Below are 25,134 nucleotides of genomic sequence, written 5' to 3'. Positions count from 1 at the left end.
TTACTGTTTTTTGGCAGCCGCTTTCTCCAATAAAGACTCGGCAAAAGCGAGGGCATCTGCTGCCGAATTTCCTCCCGTTAATTGTGCCAATTCTTCCCTTCTCGTCTGACGATTATCGAGAGAAGTAACCCGGACAACCGTGCGAATTTCCGAGAGATTAGTGGGATTATCTTCGGCAATCATTTGTTTATAAACTCGAAAATGGTGATCAGCTAAAGCAGCCACTAAGGGTTGATGAGTAACGCACAAAACTTGATATTGTTGACCTAATTGATCTAATTTATCGGCAATTGCCTGGGCAACTTTTCCCGATACTCCCGCATCAATTTCATCAAAAATTAGGGTTGCCGCTGCCGATTGGGATTGGGAAAAACAGGACTTTAACGCTAGGAGAAAACGACTCATTTCTCCTCCAGAAGCAGTACTGGATAAAGGTTGGATTTTTTCCCCCGGATTGGGACTAAAATAAAATACCACTTGATCGACTCCCAGACTGCTAGGATTACCCAGGGCAATCCGACAGACAAAAATCACCTTTTCCATGGCTAAAGGTTTTAATTCCTGTACCAATTGTTTTTCTAGTTGACTAGCGGTTTCTTGTCGCAAAAAGGTCAACTGGGTGCTAGTTTCTCGATAGATTTTTTCCTGTTGCTGACAAATTTTTTCTAATTCTTCAATGGATTGTCCTTCTCCCGTCAACTCCGCTAATTCTTGCTGTAATTTCTGATAATAATCGATCGCTTCGGCTAAACTTGGGCCATACTTGCGACAAATGCGCTTAAGTTGGACAATTCTCTCTTCTATCTCGTTCAATCTCTCGGGATCTGCTTCTAGACTATCCCCATAGACGTTGATTTCCTGTCCCGCTTCCACCACCTGATTTAATGCCGATCGCACCATCTCTAAAATTGGCTCTAAACTTCTATCATAAACCATCATATTTGTCAAGATATTTTCAGCTTTTCCTAACAAATCAGCGACGGCGGGTTGATCGCGATCATTTTGGTAGAGTAGTTGATAGACTTGATAGCTGGAATTTTGCAAATCGACACCGTGGGAGAGTCGGTTTCTTTCCTGTTCCAACTGTTCCAACTCGTCAGCGTCAGTTAAATTGGCTGATTCTAGTTCTTTTAGTTGATATTCTAATAAATCTAATCTTTGTAGGCGATTTTGTTCCGATTGCAATCTATTATTTAAAATATTCTTGCTTTCTTGCCAGTTAAGGTAGGCTGTCGCTACTTTTTCCCGCTGCCGCAGCAGCGATTCACCCCCGTAGAGATCTAATAATTCTCTCTGTCGATTAGCGTCCATTAACTGAACTGTTTGACCTTGAGCGGTGATTTCTACCAAAAAATCTCTTATTTGCGCCATTTGTTGGCGATTAGAGACGACTCCGTTAATCCGAGAACGAGAACGCAAGGAATTATTAGTAATCACTAATTCCCGGCTGATTGTTAGACTATTATCTTCTAATAGGTCAATTTCCTGACTTTCTAGCCAAGCAATTAATTCTGGAGTTAGAGAAAAAGTCGCTTCTAGGGTTGATTGTTGGCTTCCCTGACGGATGACGCGATGATTGACTTTACCACCGAGAACAATATCGATCGCGTCTAATATAATCGATTTTCCTGCCCCCGTCTCACCGGTCAGTACATTTAATCCGCTGCCGAAAGTTAATTCTAAGCGATCGATGAGGGTAAAATTTTCAATTTGTAGGCAGGATAACATATATCAGTAATCAGTAATCAGTTGGTATTCTCATTATCTTTCAGCATTCCCTAATTTTCCCCGAAACGGTAGCCCTTCCCATAGACAGTATTAATGAGAGGTGTTTCTCCGTCCGCTTCGATTTTACGACGCAGTAAGCGCATCAGGGCAGGAACTACGTTACTATTAGGTTGCTCTCCTTCTGACCAGAGATGCTGATAAATTTGTTCATGGGTGAGAAGTTGACCCGGATGGGTCATAAATAAAGTCAACAATTGTACTTCTTTGACTGATAAACTAATCGTGCGACCGTGACGATAGGCCACTTGATTTTCGCTATCGAGTTCCAAATCAGCAGATTTTAATTTACTGCTATTACTAGCTTCAAAATTGGGAGAACGACGCAATAAAGCGCGGACTCTCGCTAATAATTCTCGCAGTTGAAAGGGTTTGACTAAATAATCATCAGCACCGGCATCTAATCCCGCCACTCGATCGTCTATGGTATCCTTAGCGGTTAGAAATAAAACGGGAGTGGTGTCCCCTTGATTGCGTAAATATTGACAGATTTGTAATCCGGATTGCTGGGGTAACATCCAATCGAGAATTAAGAGGTCATAATTATTCTGTTGGGCCAATTCTAACCCCGTCCGACCATTATTAGCAATATCAACGTCATAGCCTTCTTGAGCAAGAATTTGTTCTAAGGGTTCGGTTAATTCTTTTTCATCGTCAACGATAAGTATTTTCATAAAAGTAAAAAAGATGGTGTTGGGTGTTGGGGTGTTGGGGTTTTGGTTTTTTTAGTTGAATCTCCCCATATCCCCATGTCCCCATATCCCCATTTCTCCTAATTATCTATCTTTGGGTAATAAATTGCGCCATTCGAGAGGGATATAACTTTCAATAAATCTAGCCAGGGTTGGGTAATGACGCTGATACAAAACTCCCATATAGATAATACCAAGTCCCAAGACGGTTAGAGCAAAGGGAAAGAAAATTGAATCGGCAAAGAGACGATAGGAGAGATAGGAAAGATACGCAAATACTCCGATACCTCCAAAAACCACAAATAATCTTCTTTTTAGCAGGACGGATAATAACATCAATCCCAAGTTAATTAGACAGTACAAAAATCGTTGTGCTTCATTATCATCGATGAGGAGAGATAGACTAAACCAAAACATAATTAATCCGAATAGGTATAGCCAAAAAGCAAAATCTCCCCGACTGCGACGCTGACGTACATCAATTAAATAGGCAGTTATTAAACAGGCAATTCCAAACCAAAAGGATACCCACATTCGCAGTCTCCATGTGTATTCGTTCTCTCCAAATAGTAAAGGAGTTAAGTCCATTGACATATACCACAGACTAAAAGCGATCGGTGCAGTTAAAAAAGGAAATTTAACAAATCTCAAGGTTATTAATCCTGCGATAATCGTGCCTAATTCCATTAAAAACCAACTACCTTTAATCCATGTATGAAAATCTCGATAGATGCCCGGATAGCCAGCTTGCCAGTATCCTGTCCAGCGTTGTAAACCGTAGATTGCTAAGGGAGTCATTGCCACTGCCATGGTAAATAAAAGGCCGCCGGGGATTTTGAGATTTTGCTGAAAATAGAGATTTTTTCCCGTAAAAATAAAACAAATTGCATAAAACAGGGCGATAAAAAATAGGCCTGCACCGCCGAAACTCTCCCAAGCTTCGTTCATAAACCACCCTAGGGCGGAAATAACAATTAATGCCCCAAAATAATAGGACACATTGGCAAAATTAAAACGAGGGCGATTAACTTCATCTTCTTGGGGATAACGGGATAAAAAAGCCGTCCATAAATTTTCAGCTTGGCTGGCAGTAATTAGGTTTTGTTGTACCGCCCAATCAAAATCTTCTCTTTCTAGTCTCATAATATTCTCTAGTCCTTAAGCTAAGATGTATTTTAACCGCCTATCTCTTTACTGTTGCAAGAGTGCCTCTTACCTGTTAAATGCTTAATTAACAGCTTATCCTAATGATAAGGGAATAGGGAATAGGTGCAAATGTTAAATCCTGTAATAAAACTTAACATTTACCGCTAGAAACATCCGAAATCTGCAAAATAGAGTATAATTCAGTCTAGATTAACTATTATCGAAGCAATTATGATAACTAAATCAGAACTCTATGAACAAGATTTTCAATTATGGCTGATCACAACAATAGGTCAGTTGGAACAAGGAGATTTTCAGGCATTAGATGTATCTCATTTAGTTGAGGAGTTGAAAGAATTGGGTAAATCAGATAAAAATGCCTTGGAAGGAAATTTAATGATTTTGCTGGCTCATTTACTGAAATTACAAGTACAATCCTCCGCTCCTGAAAGCATGAAATCTAGCTGGTATAGCTCCATTGTCGAACATAGGGAACGAGTTATCGCCTTACTAGAAAACACCCCTTCTTTGAAATCTCATGTAGCAATCGCCATCGATAAAACCTATCCTAAAGGTCGTAAAATTGCCATCAAGGAAAGTAAATTGGCTGACTTTGGCATTGCGATTCCTCCAGAGGAAGCATATCCCTTAGACTGCCCTTTTTCCTTAGAACAAATTCTTGACGAAGATTTCTATGGCTGATAATTCAAAATGCTGCTAAAAAGTCTTCAAATCTCAAAAACTGGGAAGCTATACAAGTCACATCTGTCTCCCGATACTAACCGATTCGACTGACCTTAAATAGAGCTTACAAGCTTTTTTGCCCAACCCTAGTTAATCAGCCTTCACGCATAAGTAAAAATTATAAAATTTAAGATAAACAATTAAAATATTTAAATATTTGGGGCGATTAGTTAAATGTAACAAGTAAGTTACAAGGAGAGTGTTTTTCCCGAATTTGCCAAAATTTAGCTGAAAATCGGGGTTGCCTACATTTACTAATATGTTATGATCGTGGTATGCTGTGGGCTTAGTTTAAGCATTAAATCTCAAATCAACGCAAAACCAAGACAATCAGGGTACTGTATCGATCCTCTTGCCCAAAAAAAGCCCCTAATGGTGACATTTCTTTATGTGACAATTTTTTAAGTTTTGTAAAGGCTATTGACTTAGAACCAGAATTGTGTAATGTGGATCGAGAAATAGTCTTGAGTATTGACAAAAAAAACCATTACCTGTAGGTAAGGGGTTGGGGGGACAATGTGGACATCGATCGAAAGACTAAGCTAAACTGGTAATGAGTATGTATTAGGGCGGAGGTCAAGGGAAACAACGATGGACAATGTGGAGGTAAAACAAAAACCGATCCGGTGTTTAGAAGATGCGATCGAAAGGTGTCAAACATTAGGAATGCGGGTTAGTCGTCAGCGTCGCTATATTTTAGAATTGCTATGGCAAGCGCGGGAACACCTATCAGCGCGAGAAATTTACGATCGTCTCAATCTGCAAGGAAAGAACATCGGTCATACCTCAGTGTACCAAAACCTAGAAGCCCTATCCGGTCAGGGCATTATCGAATCTGTGGAACGCTGGGACGGCAGACTCTACGGTAACATCAGCGATTCCCACAGTCACGTCAATTGTCTGGACAGTCAACAAATAATCGATGTGCATATCGAACTTCCCCCGGAATTAATTAAACAGATCGAGGAATCGACAGGGGTAAAAATTACCGATTATCGCATCGATTTTTATGGCTATAAACAAAACAAATGAGCCAGATAACTGTATAATTGCCCCTGTGAATAGTATCCGTTGACAGACGGCAACTCTTGTGATCGATCGCCCTCTCACCCTAATTATCATCGATAATGACCCGATTTTTCGCTTGGGTCTGGTGCAGGCCTTGTCGCAGATAGAAAATATTACTATCGTCACCGAAGGGGATTTAGAAACAATTTTCGCTTTGACTCTTAATCCGGCCCCCGAAATTATCCTTATCGATCCTCTTTTTGATTGGTCTTACTGTGAAATTCTCCACTCTCGCTATCCCGAAAGTAAAATTGTTCTATTAACCTTTCCTCTCGATTCCAGACAGCAACTAATCGCCAGAGAATTAGGCATCGCCGGTTATATTCCCAAAGGCACAAACCTAGAGCAATTTATCACTATTTTAGGGCAAATTTCCCGGGATGAAACCCACGATGTCGCCCCTTCCCCTCTCACCATTGCTACTCGTCCAAGTTTAGCCCCTAGCCATTGGTTAATCACTGCTGGAAAAACGGGATTAAATCGCATCGAAAGTGAATTACATTTAATTGATCTCCACCTCAATCAACAGTCTTTATCCGGCTTTGATCGCTTTTACTGGCAGGGGAGAAAACGAGAACTTTTAGCGGCTCTATGGCTAGTGAGAAAACTAATTCCTCTCGAAGGGAGCTATTACAATTCAGCTTCAGTGACACCCTCGGTAATAATTAACAATATCGATCGGGAATTACCAATTTTAAGCCGCGAGCGTCCCCTCTGTGTTTCGGCAGTTTTTGAATCGACTTTAGCGGTCATTCGATCGCCTTTAATTAATAGAACAAAGATTAGTTTTGAAATTGATGTTTTACAGGATAATCGGCAACGGGAATTATTGTATTTAGTTCTCGATGAAATTCGGAAAAACGTCGATGAAATGAGATATTTACAGATTAGCAGCGGGGAATTAACCAGTCGCTTAAATCTGATTATTTACGATATCTGGGAGAAAGTTACCCGTAAATTTTTAGAAATTAATGCCTCGGTTTCTGACGAAATTAGTAAAAGCAGACTTAACGAAATTATTCTGGAAGAAAGAGAGGCAATTCAAACAGAAATCCTCAATAAAATTCCTTTTACTCTTGACTTATTTTCCTATTTATTGTACGAAAATAGTTTAACTATTGACGGAGTAGAATACCGGGCTAATGCTCCTGAAACCATCGCCAGAGCCGAAATTCTGCTGCAAAATCTCATTCATAATATTGCCAATGCAGTGACAGTAATTATTCTCAATAACTTCTCGGAATCGGAAAGAGTCAAACAAAAACTTTACCGTTCAGAATTTCTCATCGCCAGAAAATTAGCTAAAATCCGCAATGAATTATCTTGGAAATACCGACGGAAAAAATATTGGCAAGAACCCAAAGATATCTTTGAAAGTCAATATCAATTATTTCACTATAGCGAGGGACAAATCAAATCTCTAGCCATTTATTCCCCCCGACAGGAAGAATTAAATAGTTTAACAGGCATACCCTGGTTAGTTTCGATCGCCTTAGAATTAAGAGACTCTTTATCTCCGCGTTTACGCGCTTTTTTTCGGGTGGTGGGTAAGGGAGTAGTCTATATTCTTATCCAAGTTATCGGTCGCGGTATTGGGTTAGTAATTCGCGGGGTTTTACAGGGAGTCGGTAACACTTGGCAGGAAGTCAAAGGTAAAAAGGAATTATGAATTATGACTGATAACTGATAACTGATAACTGAAGTAGTCCTAACTTTTACAATTCCTTATCAAAACTGTATTTATCGCGAATTTGTCCGACAAAAAACTGTCCTTTCGATGGTGCAGACTGAAAATCTTTATATACTGCCAAAGGTAGATCATGATAAAGATAGATACCACCGTGATTAAATTCCACTTTCAGAATTTTTTTTTCCTGATCGTAGTCAAAAGATTTAATCGCTGTACTTTGACTTTTTAATAAGGGGAAAGCAATCACATCGCGAATACTGGCAGAATCGGTTAATAACATGATCAGGCGATCGATGCCAATTCCTAGGCCTCCCGTGGGGGGCATTCCGTATTCTAAAGCGGTTAAAAAGTCCTCATCAACTCCCTGCGCTTCCAAATCTCCAGCCGCTTTTTTGAGTGCCTGTGCTTCTAATCTTTGCCGTTGATCGATGGGATCGGTTAACTCAGAAAAACTATTAGCTAATTCCCGTCCAACCACATATAATTCAAATCTTTCTACGAGGTCAGTTTTTGAGCGATGGGGTTTAGCTAAAGGCGAAATTTCCACGGGAAAATCTAGCACAAAAGTGGGCTGTATTAGGGTTTCTTCGACTTTTTGTTCAAAAGCTTCATTTAGGAGCTTACCGATGGTTTTACAGTCCTCTGGAACGCCAATGCTGGCATTTTCTGCGGCAATACGAGCCGAATCGAAATCATCAAAACTATTAAAGTCAACCCCGGTTATTTCTTGGACTAATTCGTGCATAGTCACTCGTCGCCAAGGGGGAGTTAGGTCAATTTCCGTGTCTTGATAGGTGATTTTCAGCGTACCTAAAACATCTTGTGCGGCCTTAACAATAATGTTTTCGGTTAACTCCATCATGTCATAATAATCGGCGTAGGCCTGATAGATTTCGATGGAAGTAAACTCAGGGTTGTGTTTAGTAGAAACCCCTTCATTGCGAAAAATTCTGCCTAACTCGAAGACTTTTTCAAAACCACCCACTATTAATCTTTTTAGATGTAACTCGGTGGCAATGCGGAGATATAACTCCATCTCCAGCGTATTATGATAGGTGATAAACGGTCTAGCATCGGCTCCTCCCGCTTCACTTTGTAGCACGGGAGTTTCAATTTCAATAAAACCTTCTTGGTCTAAATATCTGCGAATGGCAGCGGTAATTTGGGCGCGACGGCGAAAAGTTTGTCGCACTTCTGGATTAACAATTAAATCCACATATCTTTGTCGATAACGTTTTTCTACATCGGTTAAACCGTGCCATTTATCTGGTAGAGGTAAGAGGGATTTGGTGAGAATTTCGTACTCGTTTACATAGATAGATAATTCCCCGCGTTCTGTGCGTTTAATTGTGCCTTTTGCTCCTAAAATATCGCCCGTATCGGTCAGTTTAATCACCGTGTTAAAGGCATTCGGCACGGCGGCCATGGTTTCACTAATGCGTTTTTTATCGAGGTATAATTGAATCGTTCCCGTTTCATCTTGCAGGTTAAAAAAGGCTAGTTTACCCATAATTCTTCGGGCAATAATCCGACCAGCAATGGCTACTTCGACGCTAATTTCTTCCCCCGGTGCTAAGTCAGCGTACTGCTCTTGTAATTGTTGAGCGTGAGCGGTAGATTTCCACTGGTAAGCGTAGGGATTTACGCCAGCTTTTTGCAATCCTGCCACTTTTTCTAAACGAGCGGCCCGGATTTCTTCGAGGGTAGAGGAGGGTTGATTTTCAGGATTTTGTGCTTGAGATGCCATCATTTTCTAAGAGGAACAATTCTGGGGAATTTTTAGGTGTTGGGTGTTGGGGTTTTAGGGATTTCAGTGATCAGTTATCAGATGTGAGTTATCAGTTTACTGTTTACTGTTCACTGCTCACTGAAAAATTATCGTCCCATTTCTCGCTTTAATTTTTTCAATTCTTCTTCCATTTCCCATTCTTTAAATTTTAGATCGAGATTATCGTAGTTCGAGCGCTGATAGTCCGATTCTTGGGGTTGATCCCAAAAACTGGTTTCCCAGTCACGGGACTGATTTTTAGGGGATTTTTCGGCTTTAATTTGCACTTCTTGACGACGTTGTTGGACTTGTTGCAGTAACTCTTGGGATTGACTCAGACGTTTTTTCACCCCTTCCATCCGTCCCCAAAGTTGATTACCCTGACGAAATAGGGCCGCCTCGCGTTCACTAGCAGCCTGAACCAAGTCCTGCCGTCCAGCGGCCTTAGCCTTATCGATTCTAGCGTGCCAAGTTTGGATATCTTGGGCAGTGGCCAAAATTTGCTGTTCGAGACGTTGACGCTCATTTTCTAGGGCGCTAATCAGTTTAGCAGTATCGCGCTCCTGTTCGCGCAGTTGTTCCACCAGCGCCTGTAATTCTAACTGGGGATGACTTCTGAGAAATTCTTCCAGTTGGGTTTCAAGAAAGCGACTGACATCATCAAATAGATTGCCCATCGGTGCAATATCCTAAATTTTCAATTAAAGTCTAGGAGCGATTGATTTTAATCCCCCTCTTTTTAGCATAGGCTAGATCAACCCTAGGTTTAAATAGGGTTTGCGGCAAAAAGTTTTTCGGTGGGGGTAGGGTGTGGGGTGTGGGGTTTTACCGATTTTGAGGGGCTCAATTACCTAATTTTCAGGGAAAAAGTCCAGGAATTTTCCCCCTGAACACTCCCAGACGAGGCACTTTTGGATTTCAAAAAGGTCTAAAAGTCTTATCCAACAAGGTTTTTAGATTTATTCAGCAAGCTCTAAATATATTTGGGAAAAGTAGTACAAAAATGTTATTCGGCTGCGGGTCAGGGACGGGGAAACCAGTATAATAAAACCAGGGTAATATTTCCTGAAAACCTCTTAATTGTTTGACTTAAGTGACAACTTCACCAGCTTGGACAGAACGCATCGGTTATCAACGGGATTGGGTGTGGCGCGGTTGGCAAATTCGTTATAGTTTTATGCCGGCAAAAAACCCCCAAGATGCCGATAATCCCCCTTTAATTTTACTGCATGGATTTGGAGCGGCGATCGAACATTGGCGCCATAATATTCCTATTCTCAGCCAAAATCATCGAGTTTACGCAGTAGATTTATTAGGTTTTGGTGGTTCGCGCAAAGTACAGGTTCCCTATACCGTTAATCTCTGGGTGGAACAAATACACGATTTCTGGCAAACTGTTATTAACAGACCCGTGGTATTAGTGGGCAATTCGATCGGTTCTTTAGTTAGTATGGCCCTAGCGGGTAAATATCCGGAAATGGTAGCCGGATTAGTTATGCTCAGTTTACCCGATGTCAGCCGTCGGCGGGAAATGATCGCCGATTGGTTATTAAATATCGTCACTCCTATCGAAAAATTTTTCACTTCTCCTTGGCTATTAAAACCGATTTTTTACTATCTGCGTCGTCCGCAAGTCTTGAAAAAATGGGCAGGAATCGCCTACGAAGACAAGAAAGCAGTCAGCGAGGAATTAGTACAAATTATCGCCGCCCCAACCCTAGATGAGGGGGCAGCCGAGGCCTTTATTTCCCTAGCACAAGCTGTCAATCATCCCGAATATTGTCCACCAGCAAAGTTAATTTTACCACGCTTAGAAATCCCGATTTTATTGTGTTGGGGAAAGCAAGATCGGATGGTTCCCGTCCAGTTAGCCCAGGGTTTTGTCTCCCTTAATCCTAGGATTAAATATGTAGAATTTGAACAGGCCGGTCATTGTTTACAGGATGAATGTCCCGACCGTTTTAATCCAATTTTATTAGAGTGGCTAGAATCTGTTCCTGTTCTTTGAGAGAATAGGGAGAGTGATTGTTGGTGATAGTCCTATGCAAACCTTGGAATCGACGCTCAAACCTCCCGCAACTGCCTCCGAATTCGACACCACGATTCACCGACGCAAAACCCGTCCCGTCAAGGTAGGTAGCGTTACCATCGGTGGTGGTCATCCCGTGGTCGTGCAGTCGATGATTAACGAGGATACCCTTGATATAGATGGTTCCGTGGCCGGTATCCGTCGCCTCCATGAAGTCGGTTGTGAAATTGTCCGCGTCACCGTGCCGAGTCTGGCCCACGCCACCGCTTTGGCTAAAATTAGGGAAAAACTGCTGGCCACCTATCAACCCGTGCCGTTAGTAGCCGATGTGCATCACAACGGTATGAAAATCGCCCTAGAAGTGGCCAAGCACGTCGATAAAGTGCGAATTAACCCCGGTTTGTACGTTTTCGAGAAACCGAAAGCCGACCGCGGCGAGTATAGTCAAGCAGAATTTGATGAAATTGGCGAAAAAATTGCCGAAACCCTGAAACCTTTGGTAGTTTCCCTGCGAGATCAAGGTAAAGCGATGCGAATCGGCGTTAACCACGGTTCTCTGGCCGAAAGAATGCTCTTTACCTACGGCGACACCCCCGAAGGAATGGTACAGTCGGCTTTAGAATTTATCCGCATCTGCGAATCCCTCGATTTTCGCAATCTGGTCATTTCCCTAAAAGCTTCCCGCGTGCCAGTTATGGTAGCCGCCTATCGTCTCATGGTTAAGCGCATGGACGAGTTAGGTATGGATTATCCCCTGCATTTGGGGGTTACTGAGGCAGGAGATGGGGAATACGGACGCATTAAATCCACTGCCGGGATTGCCACTCTGTTAGCGGACGGTATTGGTGATACGATTCGCGTTTCTCTGACGGAAGCTCCCGAAAAGGAAATTCCCGTCTGTTACAGCATTCTCCAGGCCCTGGGACTGCGGAAAACCATGGTCGAATACGTTGCCTGTCCTTCCTGTGGTCGCACTCTTTTTAATTTAGAAGATGTCCTGCAGCAAGTGCGCGCAGCGACTCAACACCTCACCGGACTCGATATCGCCGTTATGGGTTGTATTGTCAACGGACCGGGAGAAATGGCCGACGCAGACTATGGTTATGTAGGGAAACAGGCCGGTTATATCTCCCTTTATCGCGGTCGCGAGGAAATTAAACGCGTCCCCGAAAATGAAGGTGTAAGCGAGTTGATTAATTTAATTAAAGCCGATGGCCGTTGGGTAGAACCTTAATTAGTTTTACCGGTAGGGGTTGAACCTATTTCAACCCCTGATAATCAGCTATAATAAAAAGCTTGCTAGAAATTGCCGCCCCAGAGAGTTCATGCTACCTACACGCGATTGTGTTCGTCAAACCCCCGCCTACACTCCGGGAGAACAGCCCCAAACTGCGGGATTTACCAAACTTAACACCAATGAGAATCCCTATCCCCCACTGGCGGAAATTTTTGCCCACCTGCCAGAGCAATTAGAGAAAGTCCGACTCTATCCCGATCCTATCTCCAAAGAGTTACGGCAAACGGCGGCGGAATTATACGGCATAACAGCCGATCAGATAATCGCGGGTAATGGCTCCGATGATATCCTTAATATCGCCCTGCGAACTTTTGTTAACCCTTGCGAAAGCGTCGCTTTTTTAGATTTAACCTATTCCCTTTACGAGACAATTGCCCGGGTACACGGGGCAAATATTATCGAATTTCCCACTAATGATAAATTTGCATTGGAAGGACCGATTATTTGTCCAGAAGCGAAATTAATTTTTCTAGCTTCTCCTAATCCTCCCGTCGGTAAACATCTTGATCGCGACTATTTAGAAGCAACCTGTGCTAATGCCTCGGGATTGGTATTAATTGATGAAGCTTATGTGGATTTTAGTGATGACAATCATCTCGATTTTCTCTCCCGTTACGATAATGTCATTATTAGTCGCACTATGTCGAAAAGTTATAGTTTAGCGGGGTTAAGAGTCGGTTTCGGTTTTGCTTCCAGGGCCATTATCGAACAGATGGATAAGGTGCGTGATTCCTATAATTTAGATCGCATCGCTCAAACTTTAGCCACAGCAGCTTTAAAACACCATAATTATTTTGAGGAAGTTTGGCAAAAAGTCCGTCAAACACGCGGCCGTTTAATTACTTCTCTGCGCGAGTTGGGATTTATTGTTTTTGACTCGGAAGCTAATTTTATCCTCGCTTCTCCCCCCCAGATTAGTGCCAGTGAGTTATATAATCAACTCAAAGAGCGTCAGATATTAGTGCGATACTTTAAACATCCTCGCATTCAGAATTATGTGCGGATTTCGATCGGGACTGATGGGGAGATTGATCGCCTTTTATCCGCTATTCAAGAGATTATGGGAACAAATTAATCTCTATTTCCGTCAAGACTTTATTAGCACTTTAAACCCTAATAACTTATCGAAAAAAAGGCTAGATCGAGCGGAACAAAGCAGCGACAAACAATGGTCTAATAGCCTGTTGTTTCTCCCGATTACTAGCCTTGGCTATCAAGATTATTAGTCCGACAAAAGGACTAAATACTACCGCACAAATTTTTGAACTTATGCAAGTTTATCCCCAAGGAATCACAGTTCAAGAATTGAGCAATCGCTTAAATCGTCCCGTTTCTATGCTCAATCTTTGTCTAAAATCTTTGGTCGCTTCTAAAAAAATCCTGGCCAGAAAAAATCATAATCAGTGGGTTTATACTGTTAATAATACTAAATCCTGTTTAAAAGGTATAGGAGAGTGGGAAGTGGGAAGTGGGAAGTGGGAAGTGGGGGGAAACAATCCATAACTGGGTTTTTAAAGATCGATTGGGAGTTAATCATACTATTAAAAACGGATTTGGTATAAAAAAGCTTAGTTTGTCCAGATAAGCATACTTAATATCTAGAAAAAGTGTTTATTATTAACCCTATTGCTGAATAACTATTTTAGGCTGTAGGTAGTATTCATCTTCTATAACAACTATCTCACCAATGCCGAGAAATTCAGCTTCTAAAGACTCCACAGCAACCAGAGAACCGAGTATAACATTTGTATCGGTGAGATTAATTTTTCTGCCGTGAAACCAATCGATAACTCTCTCTGGTGTGAAAGAAATCCAGTCTAGATGTGCCAAGGCAATGCGAGGCGAAATTAAACCCTCGGAATTAGCCATTAAAGCTTCCAGATTAATACTATCGGCCAACTGAAAACCACAGCTTTCCGTGCGAGTTAGACTGGCTAAAGTGCCACCCACAGCTAACACCTTCCCCAAATCTCTGGCCAGGGAACGAATATAAGTCCCCGATCCACAGTGAATATCTAGCTCTATTTGCGGAAATTCGCCCTCTAACCAGTCTAAAACCGTAATTTGGTCAATTTTGACCTGACGAGGCTCCACTGCGATTATTTCCCCTTTGCGCGCCAATTCGTAGAGACGACGACCATCCTTGTGAATAGCACTATACATTGGCGGAATCTGGGCAATATTGCCGATAAATTCCGCTAAATGGGGCTTAACTGCCTCTAAAGTTAAATCGGCACAGGGACAAGCAGCGATCGCTTTTCCCGTAATATCATCGGTATCGGTGCTGAGTCCTAACTGGATTTTTGCCCGATAAGCCTTATTTTCGGGTAAATAGGCCAGTAATCGGGTGGCAGCCCCGACGGCGATCGGTAAAACTCCCGTAGCCATAGGATCTAAAGTTCCCCCATGGCCGACTCGTTTAGTCTTAAGAATTTTTCGGACTTTGGCTACGCAATCGTGAGAAGTCCAATCGGGGGGTTTATTGAGATTTAAAAAGCCAAACATTTTAAGTAGTCGTGGAAAATTAATTTCCTAGTCGAGACAGGAGACAGGAGACAGGAGACAGGAGACAGGAGATGGGGAGAATAGATAAAAGCAATCTCCTCAATTCTGAATACTGACGGCTGAATCTGACGTATTATATAATTGCATAACTTCGCTTAAAGGTAAACGGGAACGAACACCGAGGGAAAGGTCAGAAAAATGACCAAGATCATAATGATCAACAGCAGCGCGAGCAATCATAGCGGCGTTATCGGTACAGAGTTTAAGCGGCGGAAAATAGACGGTTAAATGATGATTTTTGGCGGCAGTTTCCAGATGATTTCTTAAGGCACTATTGGCCGCCACTCCTCCACCGATTGCGATAGTTTTTAAGCCATAATCTAAGGCACAATTGATTGTCCTACGGGTTAAACTTCTGGCTACCGTATCTTGAAAACTAGCGGCTATATCAGCTACAGGTAAATTATCTGGCTCGAATTTCTCTACTAAGCGCAAAACAGCAGTTTTTAAACCACTAAAACTGGAATCGTAGGCATGAAAACCGCCGGTTGGTAAAGATATTTTACCTTCAGGAAAGGGAAAAGCTTGGGGATTACCATCTTTGGCCATGCGATCGATTATCGGACCACCGGGATAACTTAAGTTTAATAATCGTGCCACTTTATCAAAAGCTTCTCCGGCTGCATCATCTCTAGTGGTTCCTAATTGTTGATATTTTCCGCAGGCCTGCACATGGATTAAACTGGTATGACCCCCAGAGACTAAAAGAGATAAAAAAGGAGGTTTAAGATCAGATTCAGCGAGATAGGAAGCATAGATATGACCTTCGAGATGATGAATGCCGATAAAGGGTTTATCGTGGACAATAGCCAGGGTTTTGGCCGCCGTCATTCCCACCATTAAAGCACCTACTAAACCGGGGGCAACTGTGGCGGCTATTCCATCAATTTCTGACCAATTTAACCCCGTTTCTTGCCAAGCTTTTTCTAGACAAAAATTAATGGTTTCTAGGTGTTGTCGGGAGGCCATTTCCGGCACAACACCGCCATAGAGACGATGGAGATCAATTTGAGAAGAAACCACACTACTCAACACCAGGTTATTGTTAACAATAGCCACAGCCGTTTCATCGCAACTGGTTTCGATCGCTAAGATAATTGTCATGAATTAATAAGTAATAGGACAAAATTAACTTTTTGGTTAGGATAGGCAAAAGGCAATGGGCAAAAGGTAGTTAGATATGTGTAATTAATTTTGCTTAGGTACTTAATTAGGGCTTGCTGAATAATGGTAAAACCCTTTTAAAATAAAGCTTTTGACCTGTTAAAGTCCGATGTTAGTGCTGCGAAAATAGGATNNNNCAAGGGCAACAAAGCCTGAAACGACCGGCTACTGACTCCTGACTCCTGACTCCTACCCCCACCGAAAAACTTTTTCAGCAGACCCTAATTAAAGTTATCGTTCAGCAATTTCCATAGCCACCACCGCCGGGGGTTTCAATAATAAAAATATCACCAAGGTTCATTTCTACAGTCGCAGTACCGGGCAATTCTTCGATAGTTCCATCGTTTCTTTCCACGGCATTACGTCCTATTTTACCAGCTTTTCCTCCCGCCAGTCCAAAGGGGGGAATCAGGCGATTACTCGACAGAATATTGGCGGTCATAGCCTCTTGAAATTTAATTCTTCTAATCACACCATCACCTCCATAATATTGTCCCCTGCCGCCACTATCGGGGCGAATGCTAAAACTTTCTACTAACACAGGATAGCGCATTTCTAATACTTCTGGATCGGTGAGACGGGAATTAGTCATCTGGGTTTGCACGGCAGCGGTTCCCGCAAAATTTGCCCCCGCACCGGAACCGCCACAAATAGTCTCATAATATTGATATTCTTGATTGCCAAAAGTGAAATTATTCATCGTCCCTTGGCTGGCTGCTTGAATGCCTAAAGCACCGTATAAAGCATTAACTATTGCCTGGGAAGTTTCCACATTTCCAGCTACCACGGCCGCCGGATAAACGGGATTAAGAAAACAGCCAGACGGGATAATTAAATGGAGGGGTTTGAAACAGCCAGCATTTAAAGGAATTGCCTCCTCCACAAGGGTACGAAAAACGTATAAAACCGCCGCTCTTGTCACTGCTAGGGGTGCATTAAAGTTATTATTTAACTGGTCAGATGTGCCAGTAAAATCAATAGTTGCTTGACAATTATCAATATCTATGCTAATTCTGACCTTGATGACAGCACCGTTATCCAGATAATAAGTAAATTCACCATCTTTCAGGACAGATATAGCTTTTCTAACCGCTAATTCCGCATTATCTTGAACAAACTGTTGATAGGCTTTAACCATAGCTAATCCGTAGCGATCAACCAGATTATGTAATTCTCTTTCCCCCTTGGCATTAGCGGCTATTTGTGCTTGAAAATCGGCAATATTTTGGGCGATATTGCGTGCTGGAAAAGGACTATTAGTTAAGTGATTAATTAATTCTTGTTCCCGAAACTGTCCCCCCGCTACCAGCAAAAAATTATCGAATAAAATTCCTTCTTCGCTAATATGAACAGAATGGGGAGGCATAGAACCGGGGGTAATTCCACCGATATCAGCTTGATGTCCCCGGGAGGCAAGATAAAATAATATTTCCTGATTTTGGCGGTCAAAAATAGGACTAATTACTGTGACATCTGGCAGGTGAGTACCGCCATTATAAGGATTATTAGCCAGATAAACATTCCCTGGACGAATCGTCTCACCTTTATCCTGAATTAAGCTTTTAACACTATCGGCCATGGAGCCTAAATGGACGGGAATATGAGGAGCATTAGCGATTAAATTTCCCATCTCATCAAAGATAGCACAGGAGAAGTCTAGGCGCTCTTTAATATTGACACTTGCTGCCGTATTTTGGAGAGTAATCCCCATTTCTTCGGCAATAAATTGATAGAGATTTTTAAAGATTTCTAGATAAATAGGATCGGCAATGTGAGAATTGAGAGGGGACATAGGAAAGTCAGTTATCAGTTATCAGTTATCAGTTAGCTGTCTCTTGTCTTTTTTCTCCTCCTGTCTCGGAGTTTACTGTCTGCTCACCCAAGAGAAGATTTTTGATTTTTGCGGGAGCTCTAGTTACCAGTGATCACTGACTGTTCACTGTTCACCGATCACTGTTCACTGATATGGGCTGACTGATATATAATCGCAGTCAGTACCAGAGGGTGAATTATGGATAAAACCAGCTTGATCGATAAAGTGCAACAAATGGCCAATAAACGGGATTATTTACTGCAATTGCGCGATAAACCCGACATTGGGGGTCTGAGATTAGATGTTAATCAAGCTCTTGAGGAGTTGGATGAATTACTCGATGAGTTTCAAGCAACTTTTCCTGAAGAAAAACTTAGTTAACTATCCGACCCGACGGAATTGAGATTTGTCCGATTGTGCTAATTTTCCCAAGTCATCGATCGCTTTGATCAGAGCTTGGGAAGATATATCTTTAGGGTAGTATAGGTCAAAAACTGTAGTTTGATTATTTTTTTTCTATTGGAAGCTTTGCCAAGAAACTATAGGCAATAATGGGGATATGAGGGGCGAACTGTTTGATTTCAATAGCGGCGCTCTGTCCATTTAAGAAAGGCATCCGTACATCTAAAATAACTTCCCAACGTGATATTATTTCACCATATCATATCACTGTACAAACTGTCAAGGGTGGTGGAAACTAATTATTTTAATACTCGCAGGGCTGAGTTTAATCCCGTTGAAAACCAAGACTAAGATTGAATATTAGCCGTGCTTCGCTGTTTATATGCTGGTCAGCTTTTCATCTCCGAGGTGAAACCGAGGGTTCCTTCAAGCTGACATTCAAGGTAAAATTAATAAGGGAGACAAATTTAAGATAGCCAACTTATGGAAGTAACTTTTAGCGCTGCCGAATCCCTAGAAATTGTTGTTGCTGAACAAACAATCCCGATTCAGCATTATCTGCGCCAACCGCAAAGATTAGTACAGGCTATCGTTGAGACTAGCTTAACAGAAAACTTGTCTGAGAATCGGTTTCGACTGAAAATGCGTCCCCTCAACTTCTTGAATTTGTACTATTTTCAGCCCACGGTTATTCTCAATGTCTGGGCCACTTCTGGGGGGACGATATTTTTGCAATCAGAAGACTGTCAGATCAAAGGTATTGATTATATCAACGATCGCTTTAGCCTCAATGTTAAAGGCAAACTCGCTCCTGTGGAAAAAAATAATCAAACCTATCTAGCGGGGAAAGCCAATCTTGAGGTGAAAGTTGCCCTACCACCACCATTATGGTTAACCCCGCGTCCACTGTTAGAAATCGCCGGCAATAGTCTCTTAAAAGGGGTTTTATTGCGGATTAAACAGCGTTTAATGAGTCAATTGTTGCAAGATTACCAACAATGGGCCAAACAGGACATTATTGCCCAAAATTACCCCGAAACAATTCTCGATCTCTCCCTTGGTTAAATAAAAATATGAGTTGGACAAAAGTATTATCTGTAGATTCCCTTGCCCCCGGCGCCCGTCAAGTGGTAAAAGTGGGGGACAGTTCCATTCTCTTGATTAACAATAACGGTCAATTCCACGCCGTTGGCAATCTTTGTCCTCATTTAAAATTATCGATGACGAAAGGCAAAATTACCGAGGACGGCGCGATCGTTTGTCCCTGGCATCGTAGTTCTTTTGATCTCTGTAGTGGTGCTGTCAAAGACTGGATTACCTGGCCTCCTGTGGTTAACAAAGCGATGGCGGCAGTTTCTCAACCCCAAGCTTTACCCGTTTATCCCCTTCGCATCGAAGACGGCAGCATCTGGATAGACGCTTGACATCTTCACCGACGGGGGTTTTGGGCAACCTAAAGAATAGTTCACTCGACAATGGGGTAATCTTGGAGAATGCCAAACCCTACCTCGCTCGTTTCCGTAAAAACCCAGTTATCGAAAATTTGGGTTAAAACCCCGTCGTTTTACGACGGCTTTAAGCTACAATGGAAAAAGCGATAATGGCCGGAGGGCATTCGGACACTCAAAATGGACGGGTCGGAAAGCGTAAGACTTCTGTTAAAGAAGCAGCATCCCGTGAAGCGTCAACCCCGTTGACGCGACCACCCTAAAAAAGTGGCGTGGTGAGGAATCGCCGTCCGTTTTACGGCGGCGAGGATGTCAAGGATTGTTCCCCTACCCCGCTTCTAGGGTTGATTCAAGGTAGGGTTGATTCATGAATCAACCCTACCCCGCTCTGGTGATCCCCACTCTCCTATACTTTTTAAACAGGATTTAGTATAAAATACCGTCATGTCAGCCTAGGATCGGAAGGCTTTGCAGTAGAAATAATAAGCCAGATATTATTTAATACAAGTGTTTGCCTATTTTAGCCAAGAATTATTAAGCCTAATTGGTTCCGTTCAAAAGTTGAGAACGAAGCAAATCGATCGCCTCTAAATAACTTGGCATTGGTTCATCACCTAACAGACAAGCACTACGATCCACGCTAATCATATCATCACCCCAAAACACTTGACCCAGAGGAATAGATTTTCCTCGATCCGGTCGCCAATTGCTACTAAAATATTTGAGATTAGCGTCCACCACTGCCCCATCAAAAAGATGACCGATACAAAAATAGACATCCTGTAAAATTAGCGGTACGGAGGGGCGATGTAATTGCCCCCGCGAGTTAGGACTACGGGCCTGATAATGACTACGGGGAAAGAGTCCATAGAGATTTTTTAAAGAAGCAGAAATCAGGGGTTTATCCTTTAAATGGGTGCGTTTTAAGGTTCCAATCGTGATCCGACAATCCACTTCTTCGATAATTTTAGGAGCAAACATCGAGGGAAAACGGACAGGAAAAGGGGAAAGATTCGGATATTCTTGCTGGGGTAAACTATCAGCATCAAGAATGGTTATTCCGGGAGCGAGAATAGATTTTACTCCCAAAATATCGATAATTTCTCTCAAAGAAATAGCCGAACAAACTCCCTCTACCAAGATAATTTCTGCTCCAGGATTTACCCCTCTCAATCCCCGCAAAACTTGACTTAATACCGGCAGACTAACCGTTACTGGGGGAGGCACAGGATAACCTAAATTAGGTTTAATTAAAATACGTTTAGCTGTGATAGCTGCCGGGGGAGGTTGATAAACAAAATCCACCATAGCTGAATTTTTTACCCCGGCAGTAATTGAGGATTGGGTAATCATAGAAAAGAAAATAAATCAATGGGAAGCTGAAAGATTAGCCAGATCATTGAGGGAATTTACCTGCTGTAAAGCTTGCCAGATTACCCCAGAATCGGCCCCAGTAAAATGGCTATTTTCACTAATATAACGCTTCCAGGCCTTAGTTCCGGGCTGACCGGCAAAAAGCTGTAGAAGATGTTTGCTGATCTGGTGTAGTTTATAACCTTTACTCACCCACTCATCGATGTAGGGAAGCATTTTTTTGATTACTTCTTCCCGGGTAGGAGGAGTAACCGATTCCCCATAAAAATCTCGATCGACTGTGGCAAATAAATAGGGATTATCGTAGGCTGCCCGACCAATCATAACTGCATCTACTAATTGTAAATGTTGTCTAGCCTGTTCTAAATCAATGATACCGCCGTTAATTTCAATAAACAAATGGGGAAAGTGATTTTTTAGTCGATAAACATCATCGTAACGCAAAGGGGGGACGGTGCGATTTTCCTTGGGACTTAATCCCTGTAACCAAGCTTTGCGCGCATGGATGGTAAAACGTTGACAACCCGCATCCGCGACAATACGGACAAAATTCGCCATATTTTCGTAACTATCTTGATGATCAATGCCAATTCTCTGTTTTACAGTCACGGGAATCGATACAGCTTGATTCATTGCCGATATTCCCCTCGCGACTAATTCCGGGTTAGCCATCAAACAAGCGCCGAAATTGCCCTCTTTTACCCTGGAACTAGGACAACCCACATTGAGATTTACCTCGTCATAACCCATATCTTCGGCTATTTTAGCGCATTCTGCCAAGAGATAGGGATTATCACCCCCTAACTGCAAAGCTAGAGGTTTTTCTGCTAGGGAGAACCCCAGCAACTTATAGCGATCGCCGTGTTTAATCGCCATCGTCGTGATCATTTCCGTGTAGAGAAGGGGACGACGGCTAATTTGTCGCCAAAAATAGCGAAAATGGCGATCGGTATAATCCATCATCGGCGCCACACTTAAAATATTGCCCATCTTTCCCTTTAACATTGGTTCTAAACTATCGGGACATTCCCTAGGTAAACCGACAGAAGAACCAGTCTTCCTCCCAAGATATTTTAAAGCCTTTTGGTAAGTTGACTATCTAAATTACTCGTTAAGACTGCACTGGAGAAAAGAGAAGGGAGCTTTTTTGACTTACCTCCGTGGGATATTTGCCCCTTTAATCGTGTCGCGAATGACGATTTTTTGTTCTTTGGAATAACCGGCAAAAGAACGAGTAGCCAGTAACTCGATTTCTACCCCCGTACCCGATCGTAAAGATTCCACAGGTAAGGGTAATTGACCGATATCTAGAATAAATTGATTGCCCTCCTGTCGGACCAAATTAGCAGGCATATCTCCTTCGTAGCGAGTGACAAAATCGGTTCTGGGACTGGTTTGTAGGTCGTCTGCTTGCCAACGAGTGACGCGATAACGCACTTTAAATTTAGTGCCGATTAAATTCGATTGGGAAGCTTTATCTTCGAGAAAAAGCCTTAAATCAGTACCATTTCCTGTAATACCTTTTGCTTCTAATTGGGTGACATCTCGTTCAAAAACAGCATTATAAACGACAAATTCCGTAACATTATTGCGTTTTTGAGTGGTTCCCTCGATCCAGAGTTCACTGGGGATAGTTACCCTCAGTTCCTTTTGATCATCGAGGGTTAAAGTAAAACGCTGATTAGTAAACCGGTTAAACTCTTGGGGCGCATTCCAAATTAAAATAAAAGAACGTTCCGATCGATCTACTAAAATCCGATATTGATCATCGATCAGGGAACCGGGGGCAAATAAAGACATTGCCCCGGTGCGAGTTTCCCAAGTATTTTTAGATAGAATATAACCCCGTTCTTTTAACTCCGAAAGGAGAACAGTTGCGCTCGGTTGATCGGCAGTTAAAGGGCGATCGATTTGAATTAAAGTTAACTGTCCCAAACGCCCTTCGCGACCGTTACGACCACTATTACCCGTCGCCCCATCGAGACCATCCTGACAGCTAAATTCTCTGGTGGTACAGCTATAATTGGCATCACCCGGCCTACCGCTACAGGTTTGAATTGTCCAAAAAGGTTGGGAACAGCGACAACCTTTACCTCCTTGGCCTCCCTGACCCCCAAAACCCCCAGCGCCTCCGGCCGCATTGACCGTTACTTGTCTTAAAAAATCTAAATTAGTGGCATAGAGGGTTAAAGCGCCGCCATTGCCCCCATCACCACCATTACCCCCATTGCCACCGTTGCCACCACCGGCCGCCTGGAGATTTCGTGTTACATTGCCCGGTTGACCGCTACAGTTGCCATCGCTGCCATTGCTGCCATTTTCACCATCGACCCCTTTTTGTCCTGAAATATCGAGTTTTAGGGGAGAACTATCGAGAAAGAGGGTTAAACTATCACTATTTCTGCCTTGGCCGCCGACCTTGCCAGCTTTCCCGCTTTGGCCTTGTTTACCGAAAGTCTGTACATCGGAACCTTGGGCTAACCAAGAACAGCGATCGCCCGTCACCGTGGCGGGCATTAGGTACGGTAAAGGGATAAAAAAGGTGAATATTAATGATTTAGCCCAAAAATTCATGATTTTAGCGAATTTATCCGCAAAGACTCCGATCAATTCCCTCTTGATGACTTTTAGATTGAGATTTTTGTTTCCCCTCTATCAATAAGGTGCGCTATCATCCTACACTTACTTTGAGAAGGAAACAGCCAATCGCGAGGGTTACGCGCGTGAAAAAAGTATTAGCTATTATCTTGGGTGGCGGGGCTGGAACTCGCCTTTATCCGTTAACGAAACTGCGGGCAAAACCTGCCGTCCCCCTAGCGGGAAAATATCGCTTAATCGATATTCCCGTCAGCAATTGTATTAACTCCCAGATTGACAAAATCTATGTGTTGACGCAATTTAATTCCGCTTCCCTCAATCGTCACCTCAATCGTACCTATAATTTTACGGGTTTTAGTGATGGTTTCGTGGAAGTTTTGGCCGCTCAACAAACCATGGAGAATCCTCAATGGTTCCAAGGCACGGCCGACGCAGTACGACAATATATCTGGACGATGAAGGATTGGGATATCGATGAATATCTAATTCTCTCGGGAGATCATCTCTATCGCATGGACTACAGCAAGTTCATCGAACGCCATCGGGAAACCAACGCCGATATCACTTTATCGGTGGTTCCCATCGATGAACGTCGCGCCTCCGCTTTTGGGGTGATGAAAATTAATGATTCGGGGCGAATTGTCGATTTTTATGAGAAACCCAAAGGGGCAGAATTGGAAAGAATGCGGGTAGATACGACGATTTTAGGCTTAAATCCTGACCAAGCCCGTCAAAATCCCTACATCGCCTCCATGGGAATTTATGTCTTTAAAAAGAATGTTTTAATCGATCTGCTCGATGCCAATAAAGAACAGACCGATTTCGGTAAGGAAATTATTCCCTCGGCGGCTAAAGACTACAATCTTCAGGCTTATTTATTTAAAGGTTACTGGGAAGATATCGGCACGATTGAAGCCTTTTATGAGTCTAATCTCGCCTTGACCCAACAACCAAATCCCGCCTTTAGTTTCTACGACGAAAAAGCCCCCATCTATACCCGTTCTCGCTATCTGCCACCGACAAAAATGCTCAATTGTACGGTGACAGAATCGATGATTTCTGAAGGTTGTATTCTCAAAGAATGTCGCATCCATCACTCGATTTTAGGTATTCGTAGTCGAGTCGGCAAAGACTGCTCGATCGAGGATACAATGCTGATGGGATCGGACTTTTATGAGTCTTTCCCCGAACGGGAAAGTCTCGCCCGAAATGGCAAAGTTCCCATGGGTATCGGCCCTGATTCGACTATTCGTCGGGCAATTGTGGACAAAAATGCTCGCATTGGTGCCAATGTTTTAATTGTTAACAAAGATCGTGTGGAAGAAGCTAATCGCGAAGATTTAGGTTTCTATGTTCGCAGCGGTATCGTGGTTATTTTCAAAAATGCCACTATTCCCGACGGGACGGTGATTTAATCTATCAGTTATCAGTTATCAGTTACCAATTTAAATGTTGAACAGGTTTTGACATCCTCACCGCCGTAAACGGACGGTGATTCCCAAACCTCACGATTTAGGTTTCTGCTTCTTTCCCTTGCGGGGTTTCGCACCT

At 42.6% G+C, this 25,134-nt stretch carries 21 protein-coding genes and 2 pseudogenes; 11 read left to right on the top strand and 12 right to left on the bottom strand.

All coding sequences use genetic code 11. The features are described from left to right. The 3 genes from recN to BGL89_RS16315 form a co-directional block, all read right to left on the bottom strand. Complete coding sequence (gene recN, locus BGL89_RS16325) at positions 1 to 1,728, bottom strand: DNA repair protein RecN (protein WP_286826596.1); 1,728 nt, start codon at positions 1,726 to 1,728, stop codon at positions 1 to 3. 50 nt (positions 1,729 to 1,778) lie between these two features. After that, a complete protein-coding gene (gene rppA, locus BGL89_RS16320; RefSeq protein ID WP_286826595.1) occupies positions 1,779 to 2,459 on the bottom strand; it encodes a two-component system response regulator RppA in 681 nt (226 codons plus the stop codon). A gap of 102 nt (positions 2,460 to 2,561) precedes the next feature. Continuing rightward, positions 2,562 to 3,620 carry a DUF2157 domain-containing protein gene (locus BGL89_RS16315; RefSeq protein ID WP_286826594.1) on the bottom strand — a complete coding sequence of 353 codons (1,059 nt, stop codon included), beginning with the start codon at positions 3,618 to 3,620 and terminating at the stop codon, positions 2,562 to 2,564. 234 nt (positions 3,621 to 3,854) lie between these two features. Here BGL89_RS16315 and BGL89_RS16310 point away from each other — a divergent pair, with 234 nt between their 5' ends. The 3 genes from BGL89_RS16310 to BGL89_RS16300 all read left to right on the top strand — a co-directional run bounded on the left by BGL89_RS16310 (position 3,855) and on the right by BGL89_RS16300 (position 7,104). Beyond that, positions 3,855 to 4,325 (top strand): DUF29 domain-containing protein, encoded by a 471-nt coding sequence (locus BGL89_RS16310; RefSeq protein ID WP_286826593.1) that lies wholly within the window; start codon positions 3,855 to 3,857, stop codon positions 4,323 to 4,325. 633 nt (positions 4,326 to 4,958) lie between these two features. Next, positions 4,959 to 5,399: a Fur family transcriptional regulator gene (locus BGL89_RS16305; protein ID WP_286826592.1), complete on the top strand. Its 441-nt coding sequence runs from the start codon at positions 4,959 to 4,961 to the stop codon at positions 5,397 to 5,399. A gap of 58 nt (positions 5,400 to 5,457) precedes the next feature. Beyond that, positions 5,458 to 7,104, top strand: a complete 1,647-nt coding sequence (locus BGL89_RS16300) for a DUF3685 domain-containing protein (RefSeq protein WP_286826591.1) — start codon at positions 5,458 to 5,460, stop codon at positions 7,102 to 7,104. 46 nt (positions 7,105 to 7,150) lie between these two features. Here the strand turns inward: BGL89_RS16300 and lysS are convergent, their stop codons facing one another. Together lysS and BGL89_RS16290 are read right to left on the bottom strand one after the other, a co-directional pair. After that, positions 7,151 to 8,872, bottom strand: a complete 1,722-nt coding sequence (lysS, locus tag BGL89_RS16295; RefSeq protein ID WP_286826590.1) for a lysine--tRNA ligase — start codon at positions 8,870 to 8,872, stop codon at positions 7,151 to 7,153. 128 nt (positions 8,873 to 9,000) lie between these two features. Continuing rightward, the gene (locus BGL89_RS16290; RefSeq protein WP_286826589.1) at positions 9,001 to 9,570 is read right to left on the bottom strand and encodes a TIGR04376 family protein; all 570 of its coding nucleotides are present in this window, start codon (positions 9,568 to 9,570) and stop codon (positions 9,001 to 9,003) included. A 416-nt stretch (positions 9,571 to 9,986) separates the two neighbouring features. Here BGL89_RS16290 and BGL89_RS16285 point away from each other — a divergent pair, with 416 nt between their 5' ends. The 4 genes and pseudogenes from BGL89_RS16285 to BGL89_RS16270 all read left to right on the top strand — a co-directional run. Further along, the gene (locus BGL89_RS16285) at positions 9,987 to 10,901 is read left to right on the top strand and encodes an alpha/beta fold hydrolase (protein WP_286826588.1); all 915 of its coding nucleotides are present in this window, start codon (positions 9,987 to 9,989) and stop codon (positions 10,899 to 10,901) included. Between the two features lie 34 nt (positions 10,902 to 10,935). After that, entirely contained in the window at positions 10,936 to 12,156 is a 1,221-nt protein-coding gene (gene ispG, locus BGL89_RS16280) for a (E)-4-hydroxy-3-methylbut-2-enyl-diphosphate synthase (RefSeq protein WP_286826587.1), read from the top strand. 91 nt (positions 12,157 to 12,247) lie between these two features. Further along, entirely contained in the window at positions 12,248 to 13,294 is a 1,047-nt protein-coding gene (gene hisC, locus BGL89_RS16275; protein ID WP_286826586.1) for a histidinol-phosphate transaminase, read from the top strand. Between the two features lie 101 nt (positions 13,295 to 13,395). Then, positions 13,396 to 13,656, top strand: a pseudogene (locus tag BGL89_RS16270) (winged helix-turn-helix domain-containing protein); the annotation flags it as partial. A 186-nt stretch (positions 13,657 to 13,842) separates the two neighbouring features. On the opposite strand, the gene truB reads toward BGL89_RS16270, so the two are convergent. The 3 genes from truB to BGL89_RS16255 form a co-directional block, all read right to left on the bottom strand. After that, complete coding sequence (gene truB, locus BGL89_RS16265) at positions 13,843 to 14,724, bottom strand: tRNA pseudouridine(55) synthase TruB (RefSeq protein WP_286826584.1); 882 nt, start codon at positions 14,722 to 14,724, stop codon at positions 13,843 to 13,845. Between the two features lie 99 nt (positions 14,725 to 14,823). Continuing rightward, a complete protein-coding gene (gene tsaD / locus BGL89_RS16260) occupies positions 14,824 to 15,888 on the bottom strand; it encodes a tRNA (adenosine(37)-N6)-threonylcarbamoyltransferase complex transferase subunit TsaD (protein WP_286826583.1) in 1,065 nt (354 codons plus the stop codon). A 298-nt stretch (positions 15,889 to 16,186) separates the two neighbouring features. Further along, positions 16,187 to 17,740 carry a hydantoinase B/oxoprolinase family protein gene (locus BGL89_RS16255; RefSeq protein ID WP_286826581.1) on the bottom strand — a complete coding sequence of 518 codons (1,554 nt, stop codon included), beginning with the start codon at positions 17,738 to 17,740 and terminating at the stop codon, positions 16,187 to 16,189. A gap of 219 nt (positions 17,741 to 17,959) precedes the next feature. Here BGL89_RS16255 and BGL89_RS16250 point away from each other — a divergent pair, with 219 nt between their 5' ends. Beyond that, entirely contained in the window at positions 17,960 to 18,142 is a 183-nt protein-coding gene (locus tag BGL89_RS16250; protein WP_002763844.1) for a hypothetical protein, read from the top strand. On the opposite strand, the pseudogene BGL89_RS16245 reads toward BGL89_RS16250, so the two are convergent. Next, a pseudogene (locus BGL89_RS16245) lies at positions 18,143 to 18,395 on the bottom strand (response regulator); the annotation flags it as partial. It lies immediately after the preceding gene. A gap of 251 nt (positions 18,396 to 18,646) precedes the next feature. On the opposite strand from BGL89_RS16245, the gene BGL89_RS16240 reads away from it, so the two are divergent. Both BGL89_RS16240 and BGL89_RS16235 read left to right on the top strand, forming a co-directional pair. Next, positions 18,647 to 19,228, top strand: coding sequence for a DUF1997 domain-containing protein (locus tag BGL89_RS16240; RefSeq protein ID WP_286826578.1), 582 nt, complete (start codon positions 18,647 to 18,649; stop codon positions 19,226 to 19,228). A gap of 8 nt (positions 19,229 to 19,236) precedes the next feature. Next, a complete protein-coding gene (locus BGL89_RS16235) occupies positions 19,237 to 19,587 on the top strand; it encodes a Rieske (2Fe-2S) protein (RefSeq protein WP_271974476.1) in 351 nt (116 codons plus the stop codon). A gap of 564 nt (positions 19,588 to 20,151) precedes the next feature. Here the strand turns inward: BGL89_RS16235 and BGL89_RS16230 are convergent. From BGL89_RS16230 to BGL89_RS16220, 3 genes are all read right to left on the bottom strand, one after another. After that, the gene (locus BGL89_RS16230) at positions 20,152 to 20,964 is read right to left on the bottom strand and encodes a DUF362 domain-containing protein (RefSeq protein WP_286826576.1); all 813 of its coding nucleotides are present in this window, start codon (positions 20,962 to 20,964) and stop codon (positions 20,152 to 20,154) included. A 15-nt stretch (positions 20,965 to 20,979) separates the two neighbouring features. Beyond that, on the bottom strand, positions 20,980 to 21,975 hold the full coding sequence (dusA, locus tag BGL89_RS16225) for a tRNA dihydrouridine(20/20a) synthase DusA (RefSeq protein WP_286826575.1): 996 nt from the start codon (positions 21,973 to 21,975) through the stop codon (positions 20,980 to 20,982). 162 nt (positions 21,976 to 22,137) lie between these two features. Next, positions 22,138 to 23,502: a collagen-like protein gene (locus BGL89_RS16220; RefSeq protein WP_286826625.1), complete on the bottom strand. Its 1,365-nt coding sequence runs from the start codon at positions 23,500 to 23,502 to the stop codon at positions 22,138 to 22,140. A gap of 206 nt (positions 23,503 to 23,708) precedes the next feature. On the opposite strand from BGL89_RS16220, the gene BGL89_RS16215 reads away from it, so the two are divergent. Next, the gene (locus tag BGL89_RS16215) at positions 23,709 to 24,998 is read left to right on the top strand and encodes a glucose-1-phosphate adenylyltransferase (RefSeq protein WP_286826574.1); all 1,290 of its coding nucleotides are present in this window, start codon (positions 23,709 to 23,711) and stop codon (positions 24,996 to 24,998) included. Positions 24,999 to 25,134 lie beyond the last annotated feature (136 nt).

This window comes from Microcystis sp. LSC13-02 (assembly GCA_002282935.1).
Taxonomy (GTDB): domain Bacteria; phylum Cyanobacteriota; class Cyanobacteriia; order Cyanobacteriales; family Microcystaceae; genus Microcystis.
This window is presented reverse-complemented; position numbering and strand designations above follow the sequence as displayed.

Bases quoted from the DNA above. Each gene is read 5' to 3' on its own strand.
- recN (WP_286826596.1), bottom strand. From the start codon at position 1,728: ATGTTATCCTGCCTACAAATTGAAAATTTTACCCTCATCGATCGCTTA.
- rppA (WP_286826595.1), bottom strand. From the start codon at position 2,459: ATGAAAATACTTATCGTTGACGATGAAAAAGAATTAACCGAACCCTTA.
- BGL89_RS16315 (WP_286826594.1), bottom strand. From the start codon at position 3,620: ATGAGACTAGAAAGAGAAGATTTTGATTGGGCGGTACAACAAAACCTA.
- BGL89_RS16310 (WP_286826593.1), top strand. From the start codon at position 3,855: ATGATAACTAAATCAGAACTCTATGAACAAGATTTTCAATTATGGCTG.
- BGL89_RS16305 (WP_286826592.1), top strand. From the start codon at position 4,959: ATGGACAATGTGGAGGTAAAACAAAAACCGATCCGGTGTTTAGAAGAT.
- lysS (WP_286826590.1), bottom strand. From the start codon at position 8,872: ATGGCATCTCAAGCACAAAATCCTGAAAATCAACCCTCCTCTACCCTC.
- BGL89_RS16290 (WP_286826589.1), bottom strand. From the start codon at position 9,570: ATGGGCAATCTATTTGATGATGTCAGTCGCTTTCTTGAAACCCAACTG.
- ispG (WP_286826587.1), top strand. From the start codon at position 10,936: ATGCAAACCTTGGAATCGACGCTCAAACCTCCCGCAACTGCCTCCGAA.
- hisC (WP_286826586.1), top strand. From the start codon at position 12,248: ATGCTACCTACACGCGATTGTGTTCGTCAAACCCCCGCCTACACTCCG.
- truB (WP_286826584.1), bottom strand. From the start codon at position 14,724: ATGTTTGGCTTTTTAAATCTCAATAAACCCCCCGATTGGACTTCTCAC.
- tsaD (WP_286826583.1), bottom strand. From the start codon at position 15,888: ATGACAATTATCTTAGCGATCGAAACCAGTTGCGATGAAACGGCTGTG.
- BGL89_RS16255 (WP_286826581.1), bottom strand. From the start codon at position 17,740: ATGTCCCCTCTCAATTCTCACATTGCCGATCCTATTTATCTAGAAATC.
- BGL89_RS16250 (WP_002763844.1), top strand. From the start codon at position 17,960: ATGGATAAAACCAGCTTGATCGATAAAGTGCAACAAATGGCCAATAAA.
- BGL89_RS16240 (WP_286826578.1), top strand. From the start codon at position 18,647: ATGGAAGTAACTTTTAGCGCTGCCGAATCCCTAGAAATTGTTGTTGCT.
- BGL89_RS16235 (WP_271974476.1), top strand. From the start codon at position 19,237: ATGAGTTGGACAAAAGTATTATCTGTAGATTCCCTTGCCCCCGGCGCC.
- BGL89_RS16230 (WP_286826576.1), bottom strand. From the start codon at position 20,964: ATGATTACCCAATCCTCAATTACTGCCGGGGTAAAAAATTCAGCTATG.
- dusA (WP_286826575.1), bottom strand. From the start codon at position 21,975: ATGGGCAATATTTTAAGTGTGGCGCCGATGATGGATTATACCGATCGC.
- BGL89_RS16220 (WP_286826625.1), bottom strand. From the start codon at position 23,502: ATGCCCGCCACGGTGACGGGCGATCGCTGTTCTTGGTTAGCCCAAGGT.